Source organism: Micromonospora sp. NPDC049048 (assembly GCF_043197615.1).
GTDB lineage: Bacteria > Actinomycetota > Actinomycetes > Mycobacteriales > Micromonosporaceae > Micromonospora.
In genome coordinates, this window is record NZ_JBICTM010000008.1 from 378782 (window position 1) to 399961 (window position 21180).

At 75.6% G+C, this 21180-nt stretch carries 5 protein-coding genes; all 5 read right to left on the reverse strand.

Annotated elements, in window-relative coordinates; all coding sequences use genetic code 11:
* Window positions 1-22: 22 nt before the first annotated feature.
* Genes ACGFIG_RS25205 through ACGFIG_RS25225 form a run of 5 tightly spaced genes read right to left on the reverse strand, consistent with a single transcriptional unit; the run spans window position 23 to window position 21173 of the window.
* Window positions 23-718 (reverse strand): hypothetical protein, encoded by a 696-nt coding sequence (locus tag ACGFIG_RS25205; RefSeq protein WP_393006831.1) that lies wholly within the window; start codon window positions 716-718, stop codon window positions 23-25.
* Entirely contained in the window at window positions 681-1730 is a 1050-nt protein-coding gene (locus tag ACGFIG_RS25210) for a GSCFA domain-containing protein (protein ID WP_393006833.1), read from the reverse strand. The genes ACGFIG_RS25205 and ACGFIG_RS25210 overlap by 38 nt, the downstream gene beginning before the upstream one ends.
* Entirely contained in the window at window positions 1727-11497 is a 9771-nt protein-coding gene (locus ACGFIG_RS25215; protein WP_393006835.1) for an amino acid adenylation domain-containing protein, read from the reverse strand. Before ACGFIG_RS25215 ends, ACGFIG_RS25210 begins: the two co-directional genes overlap by 4 nt.
* Window positions 11497-15555 carry an amino acid adenylation domain-containing protein gene (locus ACGFIG_RS25220; protein ID WP_393006837.1) on the reverse strand — a complete coding sequence of 1353 codons (4059 nt, stop codon included), beginning with the start codon at window positions 15553-15555 and terminating at the stop codon, window positions 11497-11499. Before ACGFIG_RS25220 ends, ACGFIG_RS25215 begins: the two co-directional genes overlap by 1 nt.
* Window positions 15552-21173, reverse strand: coding sequence for an amino acid adenylation domain-containing protein (locus tag ACGFIG_RS25225; protein ID WP_393006839.1), 5622 nt, complete (start codon window positions 21171-21173; stop codon window positions 15552-15554). The genes ACGFIG_RS25220 and ACGFIG_RS25225 overlap by 4 nt, the downstream gene beginning before the upstream one ends.
* Window positions 21174-21180 lie beyond the last annotated feature (7 nt).

Consider the following 21180-nt stretch of genomic DNA (forward strand, 5'->3'; position numbering starts at 1 on the left):
GCGTTCCCTCCAGGATTCCGTGTCACAGTCCCCGGGCCAGCAGGTCGGCCACGATCAGCCGACCGAAGGCGAGGTTGCCGTGGATGGGGTCGTCCGGCTCGCAGAACGCGGCCCGCTGCCGGCCCGAGCCGTCGGTGACCCGGGCCCGCAGGTCCACGATCTCCACGCCGGTGGCGACGAGCGCGCGGCGGATCGTCTCCTGGGCCGCCATGAAGACCAGCGGGTCGGACATGCCCGGCACCCGTTGCGGCGGCAGCACCGCGAGGACGCGCAGCCCCAGGTCGACGGCGTGGCGGTAGAAGCCCAGCGCGTCGCGGGCCATGGCGCGCACGATGTCGTCGAAGAGCCCGCCCGCGAGGAAGCCCGCCGGGAAGCTCCCGTCGCCCGCCCGGTAGATCCGCCAGTTCTCGGTGGTGGCGAAGAAGTGGGCGCTGAGCCCGAACGTCGAGACCAGCGGGACGGCGAGCTGGCCGATGTCGGGCACGCCCAGCTCGCCCAGGAAGCCCCGGTAGCGTTCCTGCGCGGCGGCGTCGCGGAACACCAGGCCTTCGTCGCGTACGTCGAAGAAGCCGACGTTGAAGTCGCGCCCCGAACCGATCGGCCCGCCGACGAAGGGCAGCTTGGCCGCCGTCGCCGCGCGTGCGACGGGCCCGGCGTGCGAGTCGCCCAGCAGCAGGAACCTAGCCGGCGCGGTAGCGGTCGAGGACGGCGTCGTCACAGTAGAGGTCACCTCCGTCGTCGGCGCGAACGTCGGACGCCGTGGCGGCCGGACCCGCCGACCGGTCGCCGTCGAGGGCGTCGAAGAAGTGGCGCATGACGAAGGCGACCCCGTCCGGCGTCACGTCGCGCAGGTTCGGCGCGTAGAAGGCCCCCCGGAACGGGAAGCCGGTGATCAGCTCGTACGAGGGGAAGTAGTCGACTTGCTCGTGCTCCTGGGCCAGCTGGCCCGCCGCCGCGCGCAGCACCGCCTTGGAGTACCCGGTGGCGGTCAGCGCGTGCGCCCCCGTCGCCGTCGCGGTGAGCGGCACCGGTGACACGGTCAGCAGGACGGTCAGCCGGGGGTTGGCGGCGCGCAGCAGCCCGACGGCGGCGGCGAGGTCCCGGTGCACCTCGGCGACCGTGAAGTTGTGGAAGACGTGCCGCCCGGCGTCGAAGGTGCCCCGGACGGTGCCCGGACAGACCGGCAGGACGGTGCCGGTGACCAGGTCCCGCCAGGCCTCGGTCAGGCCGAGGGTGAAGATGAGACAGCCCGCCCCGGCGACCGCACCCCGGATCGCGGCCAGGGTCGACCGGCGGGCCGCCAGGGTCGCCTCCGGCGAGTCGTAGCCGTCCGGTTCGACCGACGGGCGGTACGGGTCGAAGTACCTGTCGCCGTCGCGCCAGACCTCGTCGGGGCCGGCGTCGCCCGCCAACGCCCAGCCCAGCCACTGCCGCAGCGTGGCGGCCGTGTAGATGGTGCCGGTGCGGAAGGAGAACGCGCCGTAGTGGCGGGCCCGGCGGTCGGCCTCGGTCAGCCCCGGCGGTGGCAGCTCCGCCTCGCACCAGTTCATGCCCTCGTCGCGCAGGGCGGGGCCGAGGTGCCGGGCGAAACAGGACCCGGCCGTGAGGATCGGGTCGTCCGGGTCGATGACGAACTTCGGCGTCCACACGTCGCCGATGGCGAGCATCTCCGGCTCGGCCACCGCGCTGCGCCAGAACGACCGCGCCGGCAACGACTGGTACGGGTTCATCGCGCCACCTCCGGGCCATCGGCCGGCTCCGCCCCGTCGATCGCCTCGGCCACCGCCCGTACGTGCGGCGCCTCGACGATGCCGTAGTGGGTGGTGTCCACGACGTGCCACGCGCACCCGGCCAGGTGCGTCCGCCACTGCCCGGCCTGCTGCCGCGGGGCGCCGAGCGCCGGCAGGCCGGCCGTCGGGCGGCCCGCCAGCCAGATCCGCCCGGGTGTCCCGGCCAACCGGGGCAGGGTGTGCTGCGCCATGCTCGCCAGGTTGGCCCGGCAGCAGCGCGCCAGCGCGTCCGCGTACGCCGCCGCCGGGGTGCCCGCGCCGGACGCGGCCCCCAACTCGTGGGCGAAGAGCGCGGCGAGGCGCTCCTCGTCGTACTGGCGGAAGGCCGGGGCGGCGTCCGGCGGCGGCGGGTCGAGCAGGTAGAGCCCGTCCGCCGGTTGACCGGCCGCCTCGGCCTCGGCCGCCATCCCGAGCGCCACCCAGGCGCCGAACGACCACCCGCCGAGCCGCCAGCGCCAGTTGTCGCGGGGGAAGCGGTCCCGCAGCGCGGCGTGGTAGCGCGCGGCCCGCTCCGCCAGCGACCAGGTCGGCGCCTCGGGGTGGGCCAGCGCCGGATCGGCGATGACGCAGACCGTCAGTTCCGGGTCGAGCGCCGACACCAGCGAGCGGTACGCCTGGACGTCGCCGCCGACCGGGTGGACCAGGCAGAGCACCGTACGCCCACGGCCCGCCTGCCACACCTGCACCGTCACGGCCGGCTCCTGCGCGCCGGTGGCACGCACCGGCTCGCCCAGGAGCCCCAGCACCTCGGTCAGGCTCACCCGGTGGCTCAGCTGGGACAGGCTGAGGCTCACGCCGAAGTGCTCCTTGACCCGGTCGATCAGGTCCAGCAGCAGCAGCGAGTCGGCCCCCAGGTCGTACAGGGACGCGGCCGGGTCGAGCGCGTCGACGCCCAGCCAGCCCCGCAGCCAACCGCCCACCTCCTCGGCGGCCGACCGGGGCCGACCCGCCGCGGGCGACCCGTCGCCGCTGAGCGGCACGGCGGGCGTCGGGGCCGGCGGCGCGTAGAACTCCCGTGCCCGGTCCAGCGCGGTGGTGCAGACGAGCAGGTGCGGCAGGCGCAGCCGCAGGGCCTGGGCGAAGATCCGGTGCCCGTCGTCCACTCCGAGGCCGACCGCCAGGTGCGCCCGGTGCCGGGCGTCGGTGGGCAGGGCGTCGCGGGCCAGGCCCACCTCGTTCCAGACGTCCCACCCGATCGAGATCCGCAACGTGGTGTCGGTCCCGCCCGCCCGGTGCCGGGCGAAGGCGTCCAGCAGGCCGTTGGTGGCGGCGTAGTCGAGCTGACCGATGCCGCCGAGCTGCGCCGACATCGACGAGCAGTAGACGACGAACGCCGGCCGGTGCCGGGCGACCAGCCGCTCCACGAGCAGCGCGCCGTGGCTCCTGGCGGCCGTGGCCCGCCGCATCGCGGCCGCGTCCCGCCGACTGGTCAGCCCGCCGGCCGCGATTCCCGCCGCGTGCACCACGCCGTCGACCCGTCCGACGTCGAGCCGGGCCAGCAACTGCTCGGCACCGGTCTCGGCCAGGTCCGCCTCGACGAGGTCGACGCGATCGGCCCACGGCGCCAGGTCGGCCGGCAGCGGCCCGCGCCGGGCCAGCAGGACCACCCGGCAGTCGCCCTGCCCCAGCAGCCAGGCCGCGATGCTGCGTCCGATGCCACCGGTGCCGCCCAGCACCACGTACACGGCCGGTCCGGCCGGCAGCGCACGCGTGGCCGGTACGGCCGGCGGGCGGACCGGCAGCAGCGCCTGCTCCCACCAGTAGTCCCCGCGCAGCGCGAGTCGCCGGGGTGGCGGTGCCGGCTCCGTCAGCAGCGCCGCGAGCGCCGGCCCCCACTCCGCCGGATCGGGGCCCGGCAGGTCCAGCCAGTGGCTCTCGACGTCGCTCTCCTGGGGAGCGACCTCGCACACCCCGGCGAGCAGTCCCAGCTCGGGCCGGCGTACGTCGCCGTCCACGGGTTGCGCCTGTCGCGACAGCCACCAGGCGCGCAGCCGGGGCCGGCGGGGCAGCGCGGCGAGGGCCGCCAGCAGCGCCGCCGGAGTGTCGACGCAGGCCCGGTACGCGTCAGCCAGCGCGTCCGCGCCGACCGGTCCGTCGACGGCCAGGGGCAGCGCGTGCAGCCACTCGACGCCGCCCTGCCCGGCGTCGCCGTGTCCCGCGTCGCCGTGTCTGGCGTCGCCCTCCCCGGCGTCGCCCTGCCCGACGCCGCACTGTCCCGCGTCGCCCTGCCGAACGTCGTCCTGTCCGACGGCGCACGGTTCCGCGCCGCTCTGTCCGGCGGCGGCCGGCGGGGTGGCGTCGGAGTCGGTCAGCGCGGCGAGCAGTTGGCGCAGCGAGTCGGGGTCGGCCGGGTCGACGGTGTAGCTGTCCGGCCCGAGCCGGGCGAAGCCATCGGCGGCGACCACGGCCACCACCCGGGCGTACGACGCCGCGAAGGCGCGCAGCGCGGCCGGTGCCGGCGGCTCCGCGACCATGATCACGAGCGTCTCCGGACGGCGGACGTCGGCCTCGCTCCCCGCGTACCGCCAGCGCACCCAGTGCGGCTGGTGCAACCACTCGGCCTCGGGCAGCCGGGCCGGCCACGGCTGACCGCCCGGCCCGGCCCCGGCCGGCGATGTATCCGGCCCGGACGATCCCGTCCCGGCGACGGATGTCGTGCCGGCTGGCAGGGGAGCACCGGGCAGCACGGTTGTCGTGGCCGGCGGGACGCCGGTCGGCACAGTCGTCCCGGCGGGCAGGCCCGTCCCGGTCAGCACCGTCGGCGCGGTCGTTCCGGTCGGCGGGGCGGCGCGGACGAACTCGTGGTCGACGAGCGCGAACGCCGGCGGGGGAAAGTCCCAGGGCGGCTGGGCCGGCCCGGCCGGCCACCGGACCGGTCGGCCGGCCAGCCAGGCGGTGGCGAGTTCGGTCGCCGACGGCGTACCGGCCGGGCCGGCGACCGCGACGGGTCCCGCCTCGGCGGATGCCACCTCGACCGGGACCGCTTCGGCGGATGCCACCTCGACCGGGACCGCCTCGACGGGGGCCGCCTCGACCGGGGCGACCTCGACGGCGGTCGCGGTGCGCAGCCAGGCCACGGCGGCGGCCACGTCGGCGCAGACGGCCGCCGCCCGCCAGCGGCCCGGCGTACGGCCGGCCTGCAGGTGGCGCAGCACCCGGTGGTAGCTGTCGGGCCGGGCCGCCAGGTAGTCGGCGATGCGTTCGGCGTCGGCACGCAGGCCGGCCGCGCTGCCGCTGGCGAGCACCACCACCGGTACGCCGGGACCCGGCGGGGCCGCCGAGCCGGTGTCGACCGGCTCGGCCGCCTCGCAGACCAGGTGGGCGTTGGTGCCGCCGATGCCGAAGCTGCTCACCGCCGCGACCCGTGGCCGATCGGCCGGCCAGGGCCCGGACTCCGTGGGGATGTGGAACGGGGTGGGATCCGGGCCCAGCCGTGGATTGAGGCGGCGGAAGTCGACGTTCGGCGGGATCCGCCCGTGGTGCACGGCCAGCACGGCGCGGACCAGGCCGACGACCCCCGCCGCCGCGCCGAGGTGACCGATCTGGCTCTTCACCGAGGCCAGCGCGGTACGACCGGACTCGCTGAGGTCGTACGCCTGGCGCAGCGCCGCCACCTCCACGGGGTCGCCCAGTTCCGTGCCGGTGCCGTGCGCCTCCACGTAGCCCAGGTCGCGGGCGACGTGCCCACTGCGGCGCAGCGCGGCGCGGATCACCTCACGCTGGCCGGCCACCGAGGGCGCGGCGAAGCCGAGCTTCTCCGCGCCGTCGTTGTTGACGGCCGAGCCGGTGACCACCGCGTAGACGGTGTCGCCGTCGCGGCGGGCCAGCCGCAGGGGCTTGAGCACCACCACGCCGACCCCGCTGGCACCCACGGTGCCGCCGGCGTCGTCGCTGAACGGCCGGCAGTGCCCGTCCGGGGAGAAGATGTGCTGCGGCTGGTAGCGGTAGCCGGCGGTGAGCAGCGGGTCCACCAGCACGCCGCCGACCAGCATCACGTCGCTGTCGCCCTGCCGCAGCAACCCGGCCGCGACGTGCACCGCCACCAGCGAGCTGGCGCAGGCGGCCTGCACGGTGAACGCCGGCCCGGTCAGGCGCAGGTGGTAGGCGACCTTCGTGGCCAGGAAGTCCTTCTCGTGGTGCAGCGCCAGCTGGAAGGGGTCCGGCAGCCGCGCCGGATCGGCGTCGCGCAGCATCGTCTGGAAGTAGGTGTTCTCACCGCAGCTGGCGAGCAGGCCCACCCGGCGTACGGCGGGATCGGCGATGCCGGCGTGCGCCAACGCCTGGACGCAGCTCATCAACAGGTGCCGCTGCTGCGGATCCATCAGCCGCGCCTCCTGCGGGCTGATGCCGAAGTGCCCCGGGTCGAAGCCGAGCGGCCCGGCGAGCTGGCTGCGGGCGCCGACCAGGCCGTCGGCCGCGTCGAAGTGCTCGATGCCCCGGCCGCCGGCTTCCACCATCGCCCAGAAGGAGGCCAGGTCGTCGGCGCCGGGCAGCCGGACGGCCATCCCCACCACGGCGACCGGCTCGTCCGCCGGGCCCGCGGCGGCCTCGTCCCGTACGGTCGCGACCACCCCGGACGCCCGGCGGGCCGGTTTCTGGGCCGGCGGCGTCGACGGGGGGTGCGACGCGGGCCCGCCGGCGTCGGCCCGCTGCGCGGTGAGGAACCGGGCGAGGCGGCGGATGGTGACGTGCTCGAAGAGGTCGGGGATGCTCAGTGGCAGCCCCTCGGCGGCACAGCGCAGGTGGAAGCGCATCAGGTCCAGGCTGCCGGCGCCCTGGTCGAAGAAGCGTCGATCGGGTTCGACCGGTCTGCCGACGACCTCGGCGAAGAGCCCGGCCAGCCGCGACTCCAGGGCCGACATGACCGGCGCGGGCGCGGCGCCTCCCGGCCGCAGCTCCTCGCCCGGCGCGGTCGACGCGCGGCGGCGGTCCAGCTTCCCGCTGGCGGTACGCGGCAGCTCCGCCAGCCGCCGGAACCGGTCCACCCGCACGTACGCGGGCAGGATCCCCGCGAGGTGGGCGTGCAGCTCCGCCGCGGCCGGCGGATCGGCCCGGAACTCAAGGCAGGCGACCAGGTGGCCGGCGTCGCGGACCACCACCGCGTTGACGACCGCCGGGTGCGTCAGCAGTGCCGCCTCGACCTGGCCCAGCTCCAGCCGGTGACCGCTGACCTTCACCTGCTGGTCGTCGCGGCCGAGGTAGTGCAGCAGCCCGTCCCGGTCGAAGCGGGTCCGGTCGCCGCTGCGGAAGAACCAGCCGAGGCCGGGCAGCTCGACGAAGCGGGCCCGGTCGAGCGCGGGATCGTCCAGGTAGCAGGGCGCCACCAGCTCGCCGCCGATCAGCAGCTGCCCGGGGCAATCCGGCGGCACCACCTCGTCGGCCGAGTCCACGACCCGCAGCCAGCTGTTGGCGACGGGCCGGCCGATGGCGGGACGGGCCGGCCAGGTGGCGGGGTCGCCGTCGAGGCAGAGGCTGCTGACCACGTGCGTCTCGGTCGGCCCGTAGTGGTTGAACAGGCGCGCGCCGGGCAGCCCGGCGAACCAGCGGCGGATGCTGTCGGTGCAGATCAGCTGCTCGCCGGCGGTGACGACCTCCCGCAGCCGCGACGGGTACCGGCCGAGGCGTACGCCGTGTTCGGCCAGGAGTTGCAGGGCGACGTACGGCAGGAAGATCCGCTCGATGCCGGCGGCGTCGAGGTGTTCCAGCAGGGCCGGCATGTCCTGCCGGAGCCCGGGGCGGGGAAGGTGCAGGGCCCCGCCGCCGCAGAGCGTGCCGAAGATCTCCTGGAAGGAGACGTCGAAGGAGAGCATGGAGAACTGCAGGGTCGCCGCCGCGCCCGCCAGGCCGCCGGCCTCGCTCTGCCAGCGCAGCAGGTTGCCCAGCAGGGCGTCGCCGACCTGGACCCCCTTGGGCGTGCCGGTCGAGCCCGACGTGAAGAGCGTGTACAGGGGGCGGCCGGCGTACGACGGTGCGACGGGCGTGCCCGCCCGGGACAGAAGCACCGGATGGCGGGGGAGCCGGCCGTCGTCGATCGCGTCGAGGGCGGGCTCGTCGCCGGGTGCCAGCAGCACGCAGAGCGGATCGACCTGGCCCAGGACCTGGCGCAGCAGCGTCGGCGGGTAGGCCCGGTCGAGCGGCACGACGGTGAGGTTGAGCCGGGCCGCCGCCAGCAGCGCCACCACGTGCTCCACCGACGGCTCGAAGAACAGGGCGACGCGGTGCCGGCCGTCGCCCGACACCGGATGCTGCCGCGAGAGCTCGCCGGCGAGCGCCGAGGCGTACGCGTCGAGGTCGCCGTAGCTGAGCCGGCGGTCGCCCGCGACCAGCGCGGTCGCGGTCGGCTGCGTCCCTGCCTGCCGGGCGAAGGCCTCGGCCATGGTGGGGCCGTCCAACGGGGTACGCGGGCCCCGGCCGGGCTCGGGCAGGCCGCTGCGGTAGGGCCGCACCAGCTCGGCCAGGGTGCTCGTGCCGGTGCCGGTCAACGCGTCCAGGCCGCGCCGGAACAGCTCGGCCGCCGCGGCCACGTCGGCGGCGTCGAAGTGCTCGTCGGCGTACTCCCAGAGGCAGTCGAAGCCCGCTTCGTGCTCGACGACCGAGAGGGTGAGCGGGCACTTGGCGTCGGTCGGTGCCAGCCAGACCGGCCGGGACGCGCAGCCGGGCAGCGTCAACGCGGAGAAGTCGGTGTTGTCGAGGACGAAGAGGAAGTCGAACAGCGGCGCGTCGGCGCCGAAGTCGTGGTCGGCGACGGCGTGTGCGAGCGCCACGTCCTGGGCGTCGAGCACCGCGCGTACGGCGGTGGCCTGCCGCCGCAACTGTGCGCGCAGTTCCTCCTCGGGGGCCAGCGCCAAAGGCAGCAGCACCGTGTTGGCGAACATGCCGACGCTGGCCTCGAAGGCGCGTACGGGCCGGTTCGCCACCGGGCTGGCGACGCGCGGATGGGTGCGGCCGGTCACCCCGTGCACCGCCCAGCCGAAGAGCGTCAGCAGCAGCGGGAAGCGGGTCAGTCCCAGCTCGGCGCCGAGCCGGTCGAGCGCGCGGCGGCGCGCCGGGTCGATCGTGGTCCGCAGCAGGTGGTCCCCACCGCCGCCGCGCTGCCGGAGCGGGCGCAACGGCGCGGCGACCTCCGCCACCGTCGCGTAGTGCGCGCACAGGGCGTCGCGCTGCGCCCGGTAGGCGGGGTGGGCGAACCAGTCGGCCTGCCAGCGGGCGTAGTCCAGCGGGGTGGGGACGTTCCCGTCCTCGTCCCCGTCGGTGGTGGTGCCGTCCAGCGCCGCCGCGTACGCGGCCGACAGGTCGCGGAACAGCACGTCGAGCGACCAGCCGTCGACGGCGATGTGGTGCAGGTGCAGCAGCAGCACCCCGCCGTCGGCACGGGCCAGCCAGTACGCCCGCAGCATGCGCGGCTGCCCGAGGTCGAAGGGGGCGGCGAAGAGGGCGCGGGCCCGCTCGCGCCACCCGGCCGCGTCACCGTCGCCGTCGCCCGGCTCGCGCCGTGCGGCAATGTCGCCGGCGCTGTCGTCCGGTTCGCGCCGTGCGGCCATACCGCCGTCGCCCGGCTCGCGCCACGGGTCGTAGGGCTCGCCCACCTCCTGCCGCAGCCCCTCGGGCGCGGCCCGGAAGGCGGTCCGCAGGGCCGGGTGACGTGCCACCACCCGGCGCAGCGCCTGCCGCAGCGCGGCGACGTCGACCCGGCCGCGCAGCTCGAAGGCGAGCCCCACGTGGTAGGCGGTGGACGCCGGCGAGCGTTGCTGCAACAGCCAGAGCCGCTGCTGCTCCGAGGTGGCCGGTGCCCACGGGGCGCCGGCCGGGGGAGCCGGCACCGGGTACGGCGAGCCGGTCGTGGTGCGGGCCGTCTCGATCGCGGCGGCCAGCTCGGCGAGGTCGCCGCCCAGCACCACGGCCTGCGGCACCTCGACGCCCCAGCGCCGCTGGATCGCGAAGCGCAGCCGCAGCGCCTTGAGTGAATCCCCGCCGCTGGCGATCCACCTGTCGTCCGGTCGCAGGTCGGGCACGCCCAGCACCTCGCCGGCCAGCGTGAGCACCGCGCGCTGCCACGCCGTGCCGGGTTCGCCGGCAGGATCGCCGTCGCGCCCGTCGCGCCCGTCGCGCCCGTCGCGCCCGTCGCGCCCGTCGCGCCAGGGCGGGGCGTCGCGCGCCAGCAGCGCGGCCGAGTCCACCTTGCCGTTCGCGGTCAACGGCAGCGCCTCGACCCGGTGGATCCGGTGCGGGCGCAGGTACGGCGGCAGGGTGGCGCCGAGGTGCCGGTCGAACTCCGCGAACGAGAGGTCGGGAACCGTCACGAGGTACGCGAGCAGTTCGTTCGTGCCGTGCGCGGGGTCCCGCCGGGTGCACACGTACGCCTGACGGACCCCCGGGTGGGCGAGGATCTGCCGCTCCACCTCGCCCGGCTCGACCCGGAAGCCCCGGACCTTGACCTGCCGGTCGACCCGGCCGACGTACTCGATGCGCCCGGCGGCATCGGCGCGCACCAGGTCGCCGGTGCGGTAGTGGCGACCGGCGGAGCCGTCCAGCCAGGGCAGCCGCACGAAGCGGGCGGCGGTCTCCTCGGGCAGGTTCCGGTAGCCGGACGCCAGCGCCTCGCCGCCGAGGTACAGCTCGGCGACCTCACCCGGTGCGGCGAGGCGGACGCCGTCGACCACCAGGTGTGCGTCGGTGCCCGGCAGCACCCGGCCGATCGGCACCACCTCCGCGTCGAAGTCACGGGGGACCGGATGGCACAGGGCGAACGTGGTCGCCTCGGTGGGCCCGTACACGTTGTGCAGCCGGGTGCGGCTGGCGGGGTTGTCGCGGTACCAGCGGCGGATCAGCCGGGCGTTGAGCTGCTCGCCGCCGACCAGCACCTGGCCCACGTCGGCGAAGCAGTGCGGCACCTCGTCGACCACCGCGTTGAACAGCGCCACCGTGATGAAGAGCGTGTCGATCCGCTCCCGGCGCAGCGCGGCGTCGAGCAGGTGCGGCGTCGCCACCGTCTCGTCGTCCAGGACGACGCAGCAGCCGCCGGTCAGCAGCGGCACCCAGACCTCGAAGCTGATCGCGTCGAACGCCGGGTTGGCGAGGCTCGCGTAGCGGGCCGCCGGGGTCAGCGTGAGGTAGCCGGGCCGGGCCAGCCGCAGGATCCCCGCGTCGTGCACCTGCACGCCCTTGGGCCGGCCGGTGGTGCCCGAGGTGTAGAAGACGAACGAGGCCGGCGCGGGCGCGGCCTCAGGCGCCGGCTGGTCGTCCCGCGCCGCCGCTTCGTCCTGCCGTCCCTGCCGCTCGTCGGCCGGTCGCCGGCGACGACTGCCGGGCGGGTCCGCCGCCAGCAGCGCCGTCGCCGCCAGCGGCCGGATCCCGTCGGGCAGGTCGTCGGGCGCGTCCGGGCCGTGGACCACCGCCACGGCGCCCGAGTCGCGCAGCATGTGGTCCCGCCGCCCGGGCGGGCTCTGCCGGTCCAGCGGCACCACCGTCGCGCCGAGCCGCAGGATGCCGAGCATGACGCAGACCAGCCGCCAGCCGCGGGGCAGGTGCACCGCGACCGCCTGCCCCGGGCGGGCTCCGGCCCGGCGCAGGGACCGGGCGACGGCGGCGCTGGCGGCGTCCAGCTCGACGTAGCTCAGGCGCCGGTCGCCCTCGGCCACCGCGACCGCGTCGGGGGTACGGCGGGCCTGCGCGAGCACCTCGGCGGCGAGGCTGGGACCGTGCGCCATCACACCTCCCGTACGGCCGGCGTCGTCGCGCGGGCGTCGCGGATGCGGTCCACCTCGCCGCGCAGCAGCGTGGCGACCCGCTGCACCACCGCGCTCTCCAGGATGTCCCAGTGGTCGCAGTGCACCTGCTCCAGCAGGAAGTCGGCGTCGCCGCGCCGACGCCAGAAGGCGCGCACCTCGTGCAGGAACGCCTCGTCCCGCCCGGCGGTGGCCTGCAACAGCACCAGTCGGGCCGGTGACGCGGGGGTCGCGTAGTCGCGCATGGTCGACCGGTTGTGGTTGTAGACACGGTGGTACTGGTCGATCTGCTCGTCGTCGATGCCGGGATACATCCCGTTGAACTTGACGAGCTTGTCGCGGAACTCGGCCATGTCCACCGGCTCGATCGCGCCCCGGTGGGCCGGGTCGTCCGTGCCCAGAGTGTCCAGCAGGACCACGCTCAGCCCGGGATGCCCGGCGAGGGCCAGCCGGCGTCCCATCTCGTACGCGACCAGACCGCCGTAGGAGAGTCCGGTCAGCACCACCGGCCCGTCCAGCAGGTGCCCGACCTGCTCCAGGTACGCCTCGGCCATCGCCTCGACCGTGGGCAGGAACTGCTCGCCCGGGTTCACCCCCGGCGACTGGATCCCGTACACGCCGAGGGACTCCGGCAGCGCCTTGGCCAGCGACAGGTAGCAGAACGCGGTCCCGCCGGCCGGATGCACGCAGATGACCCGGCCCGCGCCGTCGCCCGCCCGGAACTCGATCAGGTTGCTCGGTGGCCGGCCGGACGTGCCGCGCCGCAGCCGGCCGCCGAGCGCCTCGATCGTCGGGTGCAGCATGATCTCGTGGACCGGCAGCGGCTCGCCGAACGCCTCGCCGATGGCGTGGGCCAGCTTGATCGCCGAGATCGAGGTGCCGCCCACGTCGAAGAACCGGTCGCTGATGCCGATCTCCGGGTGCAGCAGCAGGCGCTTCCAGATCTGGTAGAGGGTCAGCTCGATCTGGTCGCGCGGGCTGGCCAGGTTGACCTGCCAGGGCGCCCCGGCCCGGGCCAGCCGCAGCACCTCGTCGCGGTCGAGCTTGCCGTTGGCGGTCAGCGGCAGCCGCGGCAGCTCCACGAAGAGCGACGGGACCATGTAGCCGGGCAGCCGCCGCGACAGCGCCTCGCGCCACTCGCTGACCAGCAACGGCGTCGCCCCGCCCCGGACGACGCCGGCCACCAGCCTCGGTTCGCCGGCGGCGTCGGAGTCGACCAGCACCGCCGCCTCGCGTACGTCGGGGCGGTCCAGCAGCGCGGCCTCGACCTCGCCCAGCTCGATGCGGAAGCCCCGGATCTTCACCTGGCCGTCGCGGCGGCCGAGGTACTCGATGTTCCCGTCGGGCAGGAGGCGGGCCAGGTCGCCGGTGCGGTAGACCCGCTGCCCGGGCACGAACGGGTCGGGAACGAACCGCTCGGCGGTCGCCGCCGCCCGGCCCAGGTAGCCGCGGGCGACACCGGCGCCACCGATGTGGATCTCGCCGGTCACCCCGACCGGCACCGGCTCCAGCCGCTCGTCGAGCAGGTAGACGCGGGTGTTGGCGATCGGCCGGCCGATCGGGCACTGCCGGGCCGTCGGCTGCGGGTCGAGGTAGGCGGTGCTGTAGACGGTGGTCTCGGTCGGCCCGTACCCGTTGAGGATCCGCAGCCCGGGCAGGGCCTCCTGGAGGCGGTGCAGGGCCTGCTCCGGCAGCGGCTCGACCCCGACCAGCAGCTGGCGCAGCGCCGACCCGGCGAGCCGGGCCGCCGGGTCCTCGTCGAGCCACCGGACGAAGGCCGGCGGCAGGTAGGCCTGCCCGACGCGGTGCTCGCGCAGCCAGCCCATCAGCGCCGCCGGGTCGCCGCGCAACTCCTCCGGCACGAGGTGCAGCGTCCCGCCGGTGGTCAGCGGCAGGAAGATCTCCTGCACCGAGACGTCGAAGCCGACGCTCGACCAGAGCGCCGCCGCCTCCCCCTCGGCGGCGCCGAGCCGCGACACCCAGTGGTCGAGCAGGTTCACGACGCCGCCGTGCGCGACCGCGACGCCCTTGGGCCGGCCGGTCGAGCCCGACGTGTAGATGACGTACGCCAGGTTGGCGGGGTGCACGACGACGCCGGGCGGGCCGTCGTGGCGCCCCTCGGCCTCGACGGCGGCCAGGTCGCCCTCGTCGAGCACCAGGGCCGGCGCGGCGTCGGCGACCATGCCGGCGAGCCGCTCCGGCGGCAGGGTCGGGTCCAGCGGCAGGTAGGCGGCCCCGGCCTTGAGCACGCCCAGGATGGCGACGACCAGCCCGGCCGAGCGCGGCGCGCGCAGGCCGACCACCTGGTCGGGGCGTACGCCCCGGGCGATCAGCGCGTGCGCCAGCCGGTTGGCCCGCCGCTCCAGCGTGGCGTAGTCCAGCCGCTCGTCGTCGTCGACCACGGCGGGTGCGTCGGGGCGCCGCCGCGCCTGCGCCGCGATCCGCGCCACCACGTCCGTCGGGCCGGCGAACGGGCGCGTCGTGTGGTTCCACTCGACCAGCAGGCGGTGCCGCTCGTCGGGGCCGAGCAGCCGCAGCGCGCCGACCGGCGTCGACGGGTCGGCCGCGACCTGGGTGAGCAGGCGGACGAAGTGCCCGGCCAGGCGGGCCACGGTCGCGGCGTCGAAGAGGTCGGTGTTGTACTCGAAGATGACGTGCAGCTCGTCGGCCTGCTCCATCACCTCGACCGACAGGTCGAACTTCGCCGCGCCGGTGTCGCTCGACAAGGGACGCAGCACCAGACCCGGCAGCTCCAGCCGGCCGCGCGGGATGTTCTGCAACACCAGCATCACCTGGAACAGCGGCGAGTAGCTGGTGTGCCGCTCCGGGTTGAGCGCGTCCACGAGCTGCTCGAACGGCAGGTCGGGATGGGCGTACGCGTCGAGCAGGTGCCGGCGGACGTCGGCCAGCAGCGCAGCGAACGACTGCTGCGGGTCCAGCCGGTTGCGGATCACCACCGTGTTCACGAAGTGCCCGATGAGGCCCTCCACGTCGCGGTGGTTGCGGTTGGCGAACGGGGTGCCGACGCAGACGTCGTCCTGCCCGCTGTGGCGCCACAGCAGCACCGACAGGGCCGCCATGAGCGTCATGAACAGCGTCGCGTCGCCGGCCCGGCCCACCTCCCGCAGGCCCCGCAGCACCGCCGCGTCCACCGTCGTGCCGTGGGTCTCGCCCCGGTAGCGCTGCACCACCGGCCGGGGCCGGTCGGTCGGCAGGGACAGCAACGCGGGCGCGCCGGCCAGCGTCCGCGTCCAGTAGCCGAGCTGACGCTCCAACTCGCCGCCGTCGAGCTGCCGGCGCTGCCACAGGACGTAGTCCGGGTACTGCACCGGCAGCTCGGCCAGCGTCGGCGCCTCGCCCCGCGCGTACGCGACGTAGAGCGCGGCGACCTCGCCGATCAGGATGCCGACGGACCAGCCGTCGGCCACCATGTGGTGCACGGTGAGCAGCCAGCGGTGCTCGTCCTCGCCGAGCCGGAGCAGGGCGCTGCGCAGCAGCGGACCGGTGGCCAGGTCGAACGGCGCGCGCGCCTCGGCCTCGGCGGCGGCGTCGGCGCGGCGGGACCGCTCCGGGCCGGGCAACGCGGTGAGGTCCGTGACCGGCAGGGCGACCGGCCCGGCCGGCCGCACCACCTGGCAGGGCTCCCCGTCGACGGGGGTGAACACGGTACGCAGCGCCTCGTGCCGGCGTACCACCTCGGTCAGGGCGCGGGCCAGCGCCGGCACGTCCAGGGCGCCCACGACGTCGAAGGCGACCGGGTTGTTGTAGAACGGGTTGCCGGGGGAGAGCTGGTCGAGGAACCAGAGCTGCCGTTGGGCGAACGCGACCGGCACCGGTGCGTCGGGTCGCGGCCGGCGGGGGATCGTGTCCGCGTCGGCGCCGGTCAGGATCGCGACCAGCTCCTCCTTGTGCCGCTTGATGTCGGCCAGCAGCTCGGCCGTGAGGACCTCGCGGGAGCCCGTGAGGCGCAGCCGGTCGCCGTCGACCCGCAGCCCGACCGCGTGCCGGTTGAGCGTGTCGAGCAGCTCGTAGGCGTTCACAGCTCCACCGTGATGGTGTCGGTGGCCGGGGCGTCGGGCGTGGGTGCGTCCGCCCCCGGCCGGCCGCCGCCGACCAGCGCGTAGACCAGCCGGTGCGAGGGTTCGAGGTCGAACAGGGCGGCCAGCGGCGCGGTCTCCATCGCGCCGATCCCGCACAGGCCGAGACCGTGCCCGGGGGCGGCCATCGTCAGCAGTTGGGCCATCGCGCCGGCCTCGATCGCGGTGAAGGTCGCACTCTGCTCCTGGTAGAGAGGCTCGATGGCCGCGCGCTGCGCCACCAGGAAGAGCGCGAACGCGGCGGCCTCGAAGACCGGGCGGTTGACGAAGTAGTCGAAGGCGTCGGGGCTCAGCTCGCGGTCGCGGCCGAGCGCCAACAGCCGGTGCGCCGCCGGGTCGTGGTAGTACGCCCCGCCCGGCACCCCGTCGACGCGTCCCGCCTTGACCAGGACGTACGTCTGCACGGCGTAGGTGCCGCCGGCCGAGCCGTACTGGAACTTGGCCCGGCCGTCGACCTCCCGCGCGGCGAGGGCGGCCAGCAGCCGGCCGAGCGCCCCGGCCGGCACCGGGTCCGCGGTGAAGCGGCGCAGCGAGCGGTAGCCGGTGTAGCGCTCCTCGTACGCCGGGTCGGCCGGCGCGGCCAGCGCGACCGCCGGGGTGCCGGGGGCGAAGTCGCGCCGGCCCCGCCCGTCCGCCGTGAACGCGGCGCGGGCGGCCGGGTCCTCGACCACGGCGGCGGCCCGCTGCGCGGTCGCCACGACGGCCCGTTCGGCGGTGTGTTCCCGGAACATCCGCAGCAGGTCGGCGAGGGTCGGCTGGCGCATCAGCCGGGCCAGCTTCGGCCGGAAGCCCAACTCGCCGGAGAGGGCGTTCGCGATCCGCACGACGTCGATCGAGGTGGCGCCGAGCATCAGCAGGTTGGCGTCGGGCGCGACGACGGGCAGGTCGAGGATCTCGGTGACGATCTCCACCAGCCGCTTCTCGGCCGGGTCGGTGAGCACCGGCACCTCGACGGGGCGCTCGGCCGACGGCTTCGGCTCGGGCAGCAGGGCCCGGTCGACCTTGCCGTTGGCCGACAGCGGCAGCGCGTCGAGGACGGTGAACGACGCCGGCACCATGTACGCCGGCAGCCGCTCCTCCAGGTATGCGACCAGGGCGGCCGGCTCGGGCGCGGGACCGTCGGGCACCACGTACGCGGCCAGCCGCTTCTCGCCCTGCGCCCGGCCGAGCAGCCGCAGCGCGGCGGCGCGTACACCCGGGTGGCCCTCCAACGCCGCCTCGATCTCGCCCAGCTCGATGCGGTAGCCGTGCACCTTGACCTGGCCGTCCTCGCGGCCGAGGAACTCGATCGTGCCGTCCGGGCGCAGCCGGCCCAGGTCGCCGGTGCGGTAGAGCCGCTCGCCGGTGACCGGGTGGACGACGAAGCTGGCCGCCGTCGCCGCCTCGTCGCGCCAGTAGCCCTGCGCCAGCCCGACGCCGCTGATGTAGAGGTCGCCGGTGGCCCAGGTCGGCCGGGGGCGCAGCGCCTCGTCCAGCACGTGGACGCCCTGGTGGGCCATGGCCCGGCCGTAGGGGATGCTGCGCCAGGCCGGGTCGACCTCGCCGACCGGGTGGTGGATGGACCAGATGGACGCCTCGGTGGCGCCGCCGAGGCTCTCGACCCGGATCCCGGGCAGCGCCCCGCGCAGCCGGTCGGGCAGGGTGAGCGGGATCCAGTCCCCGGAGAGCATGGCCAGCCGCAGCGACGCCGGCAGCGGGTGACCGGCGTCGGCGTGGTCGAGCAGCATGCCGGCCAGCGCCGGCACCGAGTTCCAGACGCTCACCCGGTGGGTGTGGGCCACCTCCGACCAGTGGGCCGGGTCGCGGGCCAGCTCCGGGTCCAGCGTCACGACCGCCCCGCCGGCCGCGAGCGTGCCGAAGATGTCGAAGACGGAGAGGTCGAAGCTGAGCGTGCTGACGGCCAGGACCCGGTCGGCCGGCCCGACCTCGAAGCGCCCGATGACGTCGAGCAGCGTGTTCACCGCGCCGCGGTGGTCGATCGCCACCCCCTTCGGCGTGCCGGTCGATCCGGACGTGTAGATGACGTACGCGAGGTCGGTCTCCGCCCGTTCGACCGGCCGCAGCGCGGGACCGCCCGCGCCGACGCTGGTCCCGTCCACCACCAGGCGCTCGACGCCCTCGGGCAGGGCCACCCGGTCCGACTCGGCCAGCACCAGCCCCGCCCCGGCCCGCTGGAGCACCCGGGCCACCCGCTCGGCCGGCCACTCGGGATCGAGCGGCAGGTACGCGCCCCCGGCGTGCAGCACGGCCAGGGTGGCGACGACCTGCTTCCAGCCCCGGTCGAGCAGTACCGCGACGAGCTGTCCGGGGCGGACGCCCCGGTCCTGGAGCCGCCCCGCCAACCGGCGCGCCTCGGCGCGTACGGTCGCGTGGTCCAGCTGCCGGTCCACGGCGAGCACGGCGGGCGCGGCGGGGGTCGCCAGCGCCTGCCGGTCGACCAGCTCGTGCAGGAGCCCTCGATCGGCCGGCGGGGTCGCCGGCACCGGCGGGGCGAGCGGCCCGTCCACCGTGCGGTGCCAGGCGTCCGGCTCCTCCAGCCGCCCGAGCAGCGTCCGGTACGCCGCGAACATCTCGGCGACGAGGCCGGCAGGGAAGAGTTCGTCGATGCTGTCCCAGTTGACGTGCAGTCGCCCGCCGGCCTCCAGGACCGTGTGGTCGATCCACACCTGCGGGGTCTGGGTGATGCCGTGCACGACCTCGCCGCCGAGCGCCGTCGCGAGGCCGCTGTCACCGACCTCGGGGGCCGATTCGGTCAGCGTGCTGTTGAAGACGACGGGCAGGGCCGCGTGGCGGGTGCCCCGGGCGCGGGCGAGTTCGCGGTTGACCCGTACGCCGCTGACCGCCGAGTGGTCGATGTCCTGCCAGAGCTGCTCCTGCACGGCACGGGCCCGGGTCGCGAAGTCGGCCCCGGCCGCCACGTCGACCTCCAGCAGCACCAGCGAGGTGAAGTCGCCGATCACCGCGTTGATCCCGGGGTGCATCGGCAGCCGGTTGAACAGTGGCAGGCTCAGCGTGAACCGCGACTGGCGGCTCCACCGGGCCAGCACCTGCGCGAACGCGGTCACCAGCAGCACCGACGGGGTGACCCCGTGGCGTCCGGCGACCGCCTTCAGCCGGCTCCAGCGCTCCGCGGGCACCACGTCGTCGTAGCGGGTGAAGCGCGGCCGTTCGACGCTCTCCGGCTGTCGTTCCAGCGGTAGCTGCGGCGCGGGGGCCAGCGTGGCGACCCGCTCCCGCCAGTAGCCGAGGGCCCGCTCGTAGCGCGGCGTGTCCCGCAGGGCCCGTTCGGCCAGGACGTAGTCGCGGAAGGTCACGGCGAGCGGCGGCAGGTCGGCGTCCGGGTCCGCGTAGAGCACCGCCAGCTCGTGTTCGAGGATCTGCCCGCTGGCCGCGTCGAGGATCAGCGCGTCGATGCTGACGTGCAGGCGCGCCTCGCCGTCGAGCAGCGTCACCGCGAACTCGAACAACGGCCAGCGGCCGGCGTCGAGCACCTGGTGGGACATCCGCTCGCGGGTCTCGGCCAGGCGGGTGGCGGCGGTCCGCGGGTCGAGCCCACGCAGGTCCTGTCGGGCCATCGCGTAGCGCGGCACATTCGGCAGGACCTGCTGTACGCCGTCGCGGAAGACCGCGCGCAGCATGTCGTGGCGGTCGATCAGCCGGTGCAGCGCGCGGGTGAACCGCTCCTCGTCGAAGTCGCGCAGCCGCAGCTCGCTGTAGCCGTGCGCGCCGACCCCGCCGAGTTCGATGGCGGACCCGCGCCCCACCCAGTAGGCCTCCTGGATGTCGGTGAGCGGGAACGGCTCGTGTCGACCGGCGGGGTCGGCGACGAGTGGCGGGAGCACGTCGACGGCGGGGGCGTCGGGCCCGGCCAGCTCGGCCGCCAGGTCGGCCAGGACCGGCTTGCGGAAGAGGGTACGCAGCGACAGCCGCGCCGACATCCGCTCGTTGATGGCGTGCACGAGGCGGGTCGCCAGGAGCGAGTGGCCGCCCAGCGCGAAGAAGTCGTCGAGCGCGCCGACCCGGTCGCGGCGCAGCACCTCGGCCCAGATGGCCGCCATCCGGGCCTCCCGCTCGTCGCGCGGCGCGACGTAGGCGGTGGCGACGTCGGCCTGCTCCGGCGCGCGCAGGGCCCGCCGGTCCAGCTTGCCGTTGGCGGTCAGCGGCAGCCGCTCCAGCACCACCCAGCGGGTCGGCACCAGGTGCTCGGGCAGCCGGCGCCGCAGTTGCTCGCGGGCCGCCTCGGCGGTGACGTCGCCGACCAGGTAGCCGACCAGGTGCGGGTCACCGGGGGTGTCCTCGCGCAGCAGGACGGCGGCCTCGCGTACGCCCGGGACGTGCCGCAGGGCGTTCTCCACCTCGCCCGGCTCGACCCGGAAGCCGCGTACCTTGACCTGGTCGTCGGCGCGTCCGGCGAACTCGATGGTCCCGTCGGCGCGGCGGCGGGCCAGGTCGCCGCTGCGGTACATCCGCTCGCCCGGCCCGGCGAACGGGTCGGGCAGGAACCGTTCGGCGGTCGCGGCCGGCCGGTGGAGGTAGCCACGGGCCAGGCCGGACCCACCGATGTAGAGCTCGCCGAGCACGCCGGCCGGCACCGGTTCGCACCGCTCGTCGAGCACGTAGAGGCGGGCGTTGGCGACCGGCCGGCCGATCGGTGGCAGCGCCGGCCAGTCGGCCGCCGCCGCGGTGGCCAGCGCGAACTGGCTGACCACGTGCGTCTCGGTCGGGCCGTACTGGTTGTAGAGGTACCGGCCGCCCAGGCCGGTCACCAGGGCGCGCAGGTCGTCGTCGACCCGCAGCGCCTCGCCGGCGGTGACGATCTCGCAGCCGGCAGCGGGCGGGGCGACAGTCCCGGTGAGGCCGGCCATCTGGTGCAGCACGGCCGCCGGCAGGAACGCCCGCCGTACCCCCTGTTCGGCGAGGAGGTGACGCAGTTGGCCCAGGTCGCGGGTGCGCTCCTCGCCGATCAGCACCAGCGTGCCGCCCTGGCAGAGGGTGCTCCAGATCTCCTGGGCGGAGACGTCGAAGCCGATGGAGGCGAACTGGAGCACCCGTTGTGGTGCCGGGCTGCCCGGCGCGGCGTAGCGCAGCTGCCAGTCGATCAGGTTGTCCAGGCACCGCCAGGTCTGCGCCACGCCCTTGGGCCGGCCGGTGGAGCCGGAGGTGTGGATGACGTAGGCGAGGTGGTCGGGTCGGGTGCCGGGGTCGGGGCTGGTGGTGGGGTGTGCGGTCAGGTCGGCGGTGTCGAGGTCGACCAGGGGTGCGGTGGTCAGGCCGTCGAGGGTGGTGCGGGTGGCGACGTGGGTGAGGACGGCGACCGGGGCGCCGTCGGCCAGCAGGTGCCCGAGGCGTTCGGCGGGGTGGGCCGGGTCCAGGGGCAGGTACGCCCCGCCGGCCCGGGCGACGGCCACCAGCGCGACGATCAGCTCGGGTGACCTGCGCAGGCAGAACGCGACGAGAGCGTCCGGCCCGACGCCGTACGTGCGCAGGTGGTGGGCGAGTTGGTTGGCGCGTGCGTCGAGGTCGCGGTAGGTGAGCGAGGTGCCCTCGAACGTGACCGCCACCGCGTCG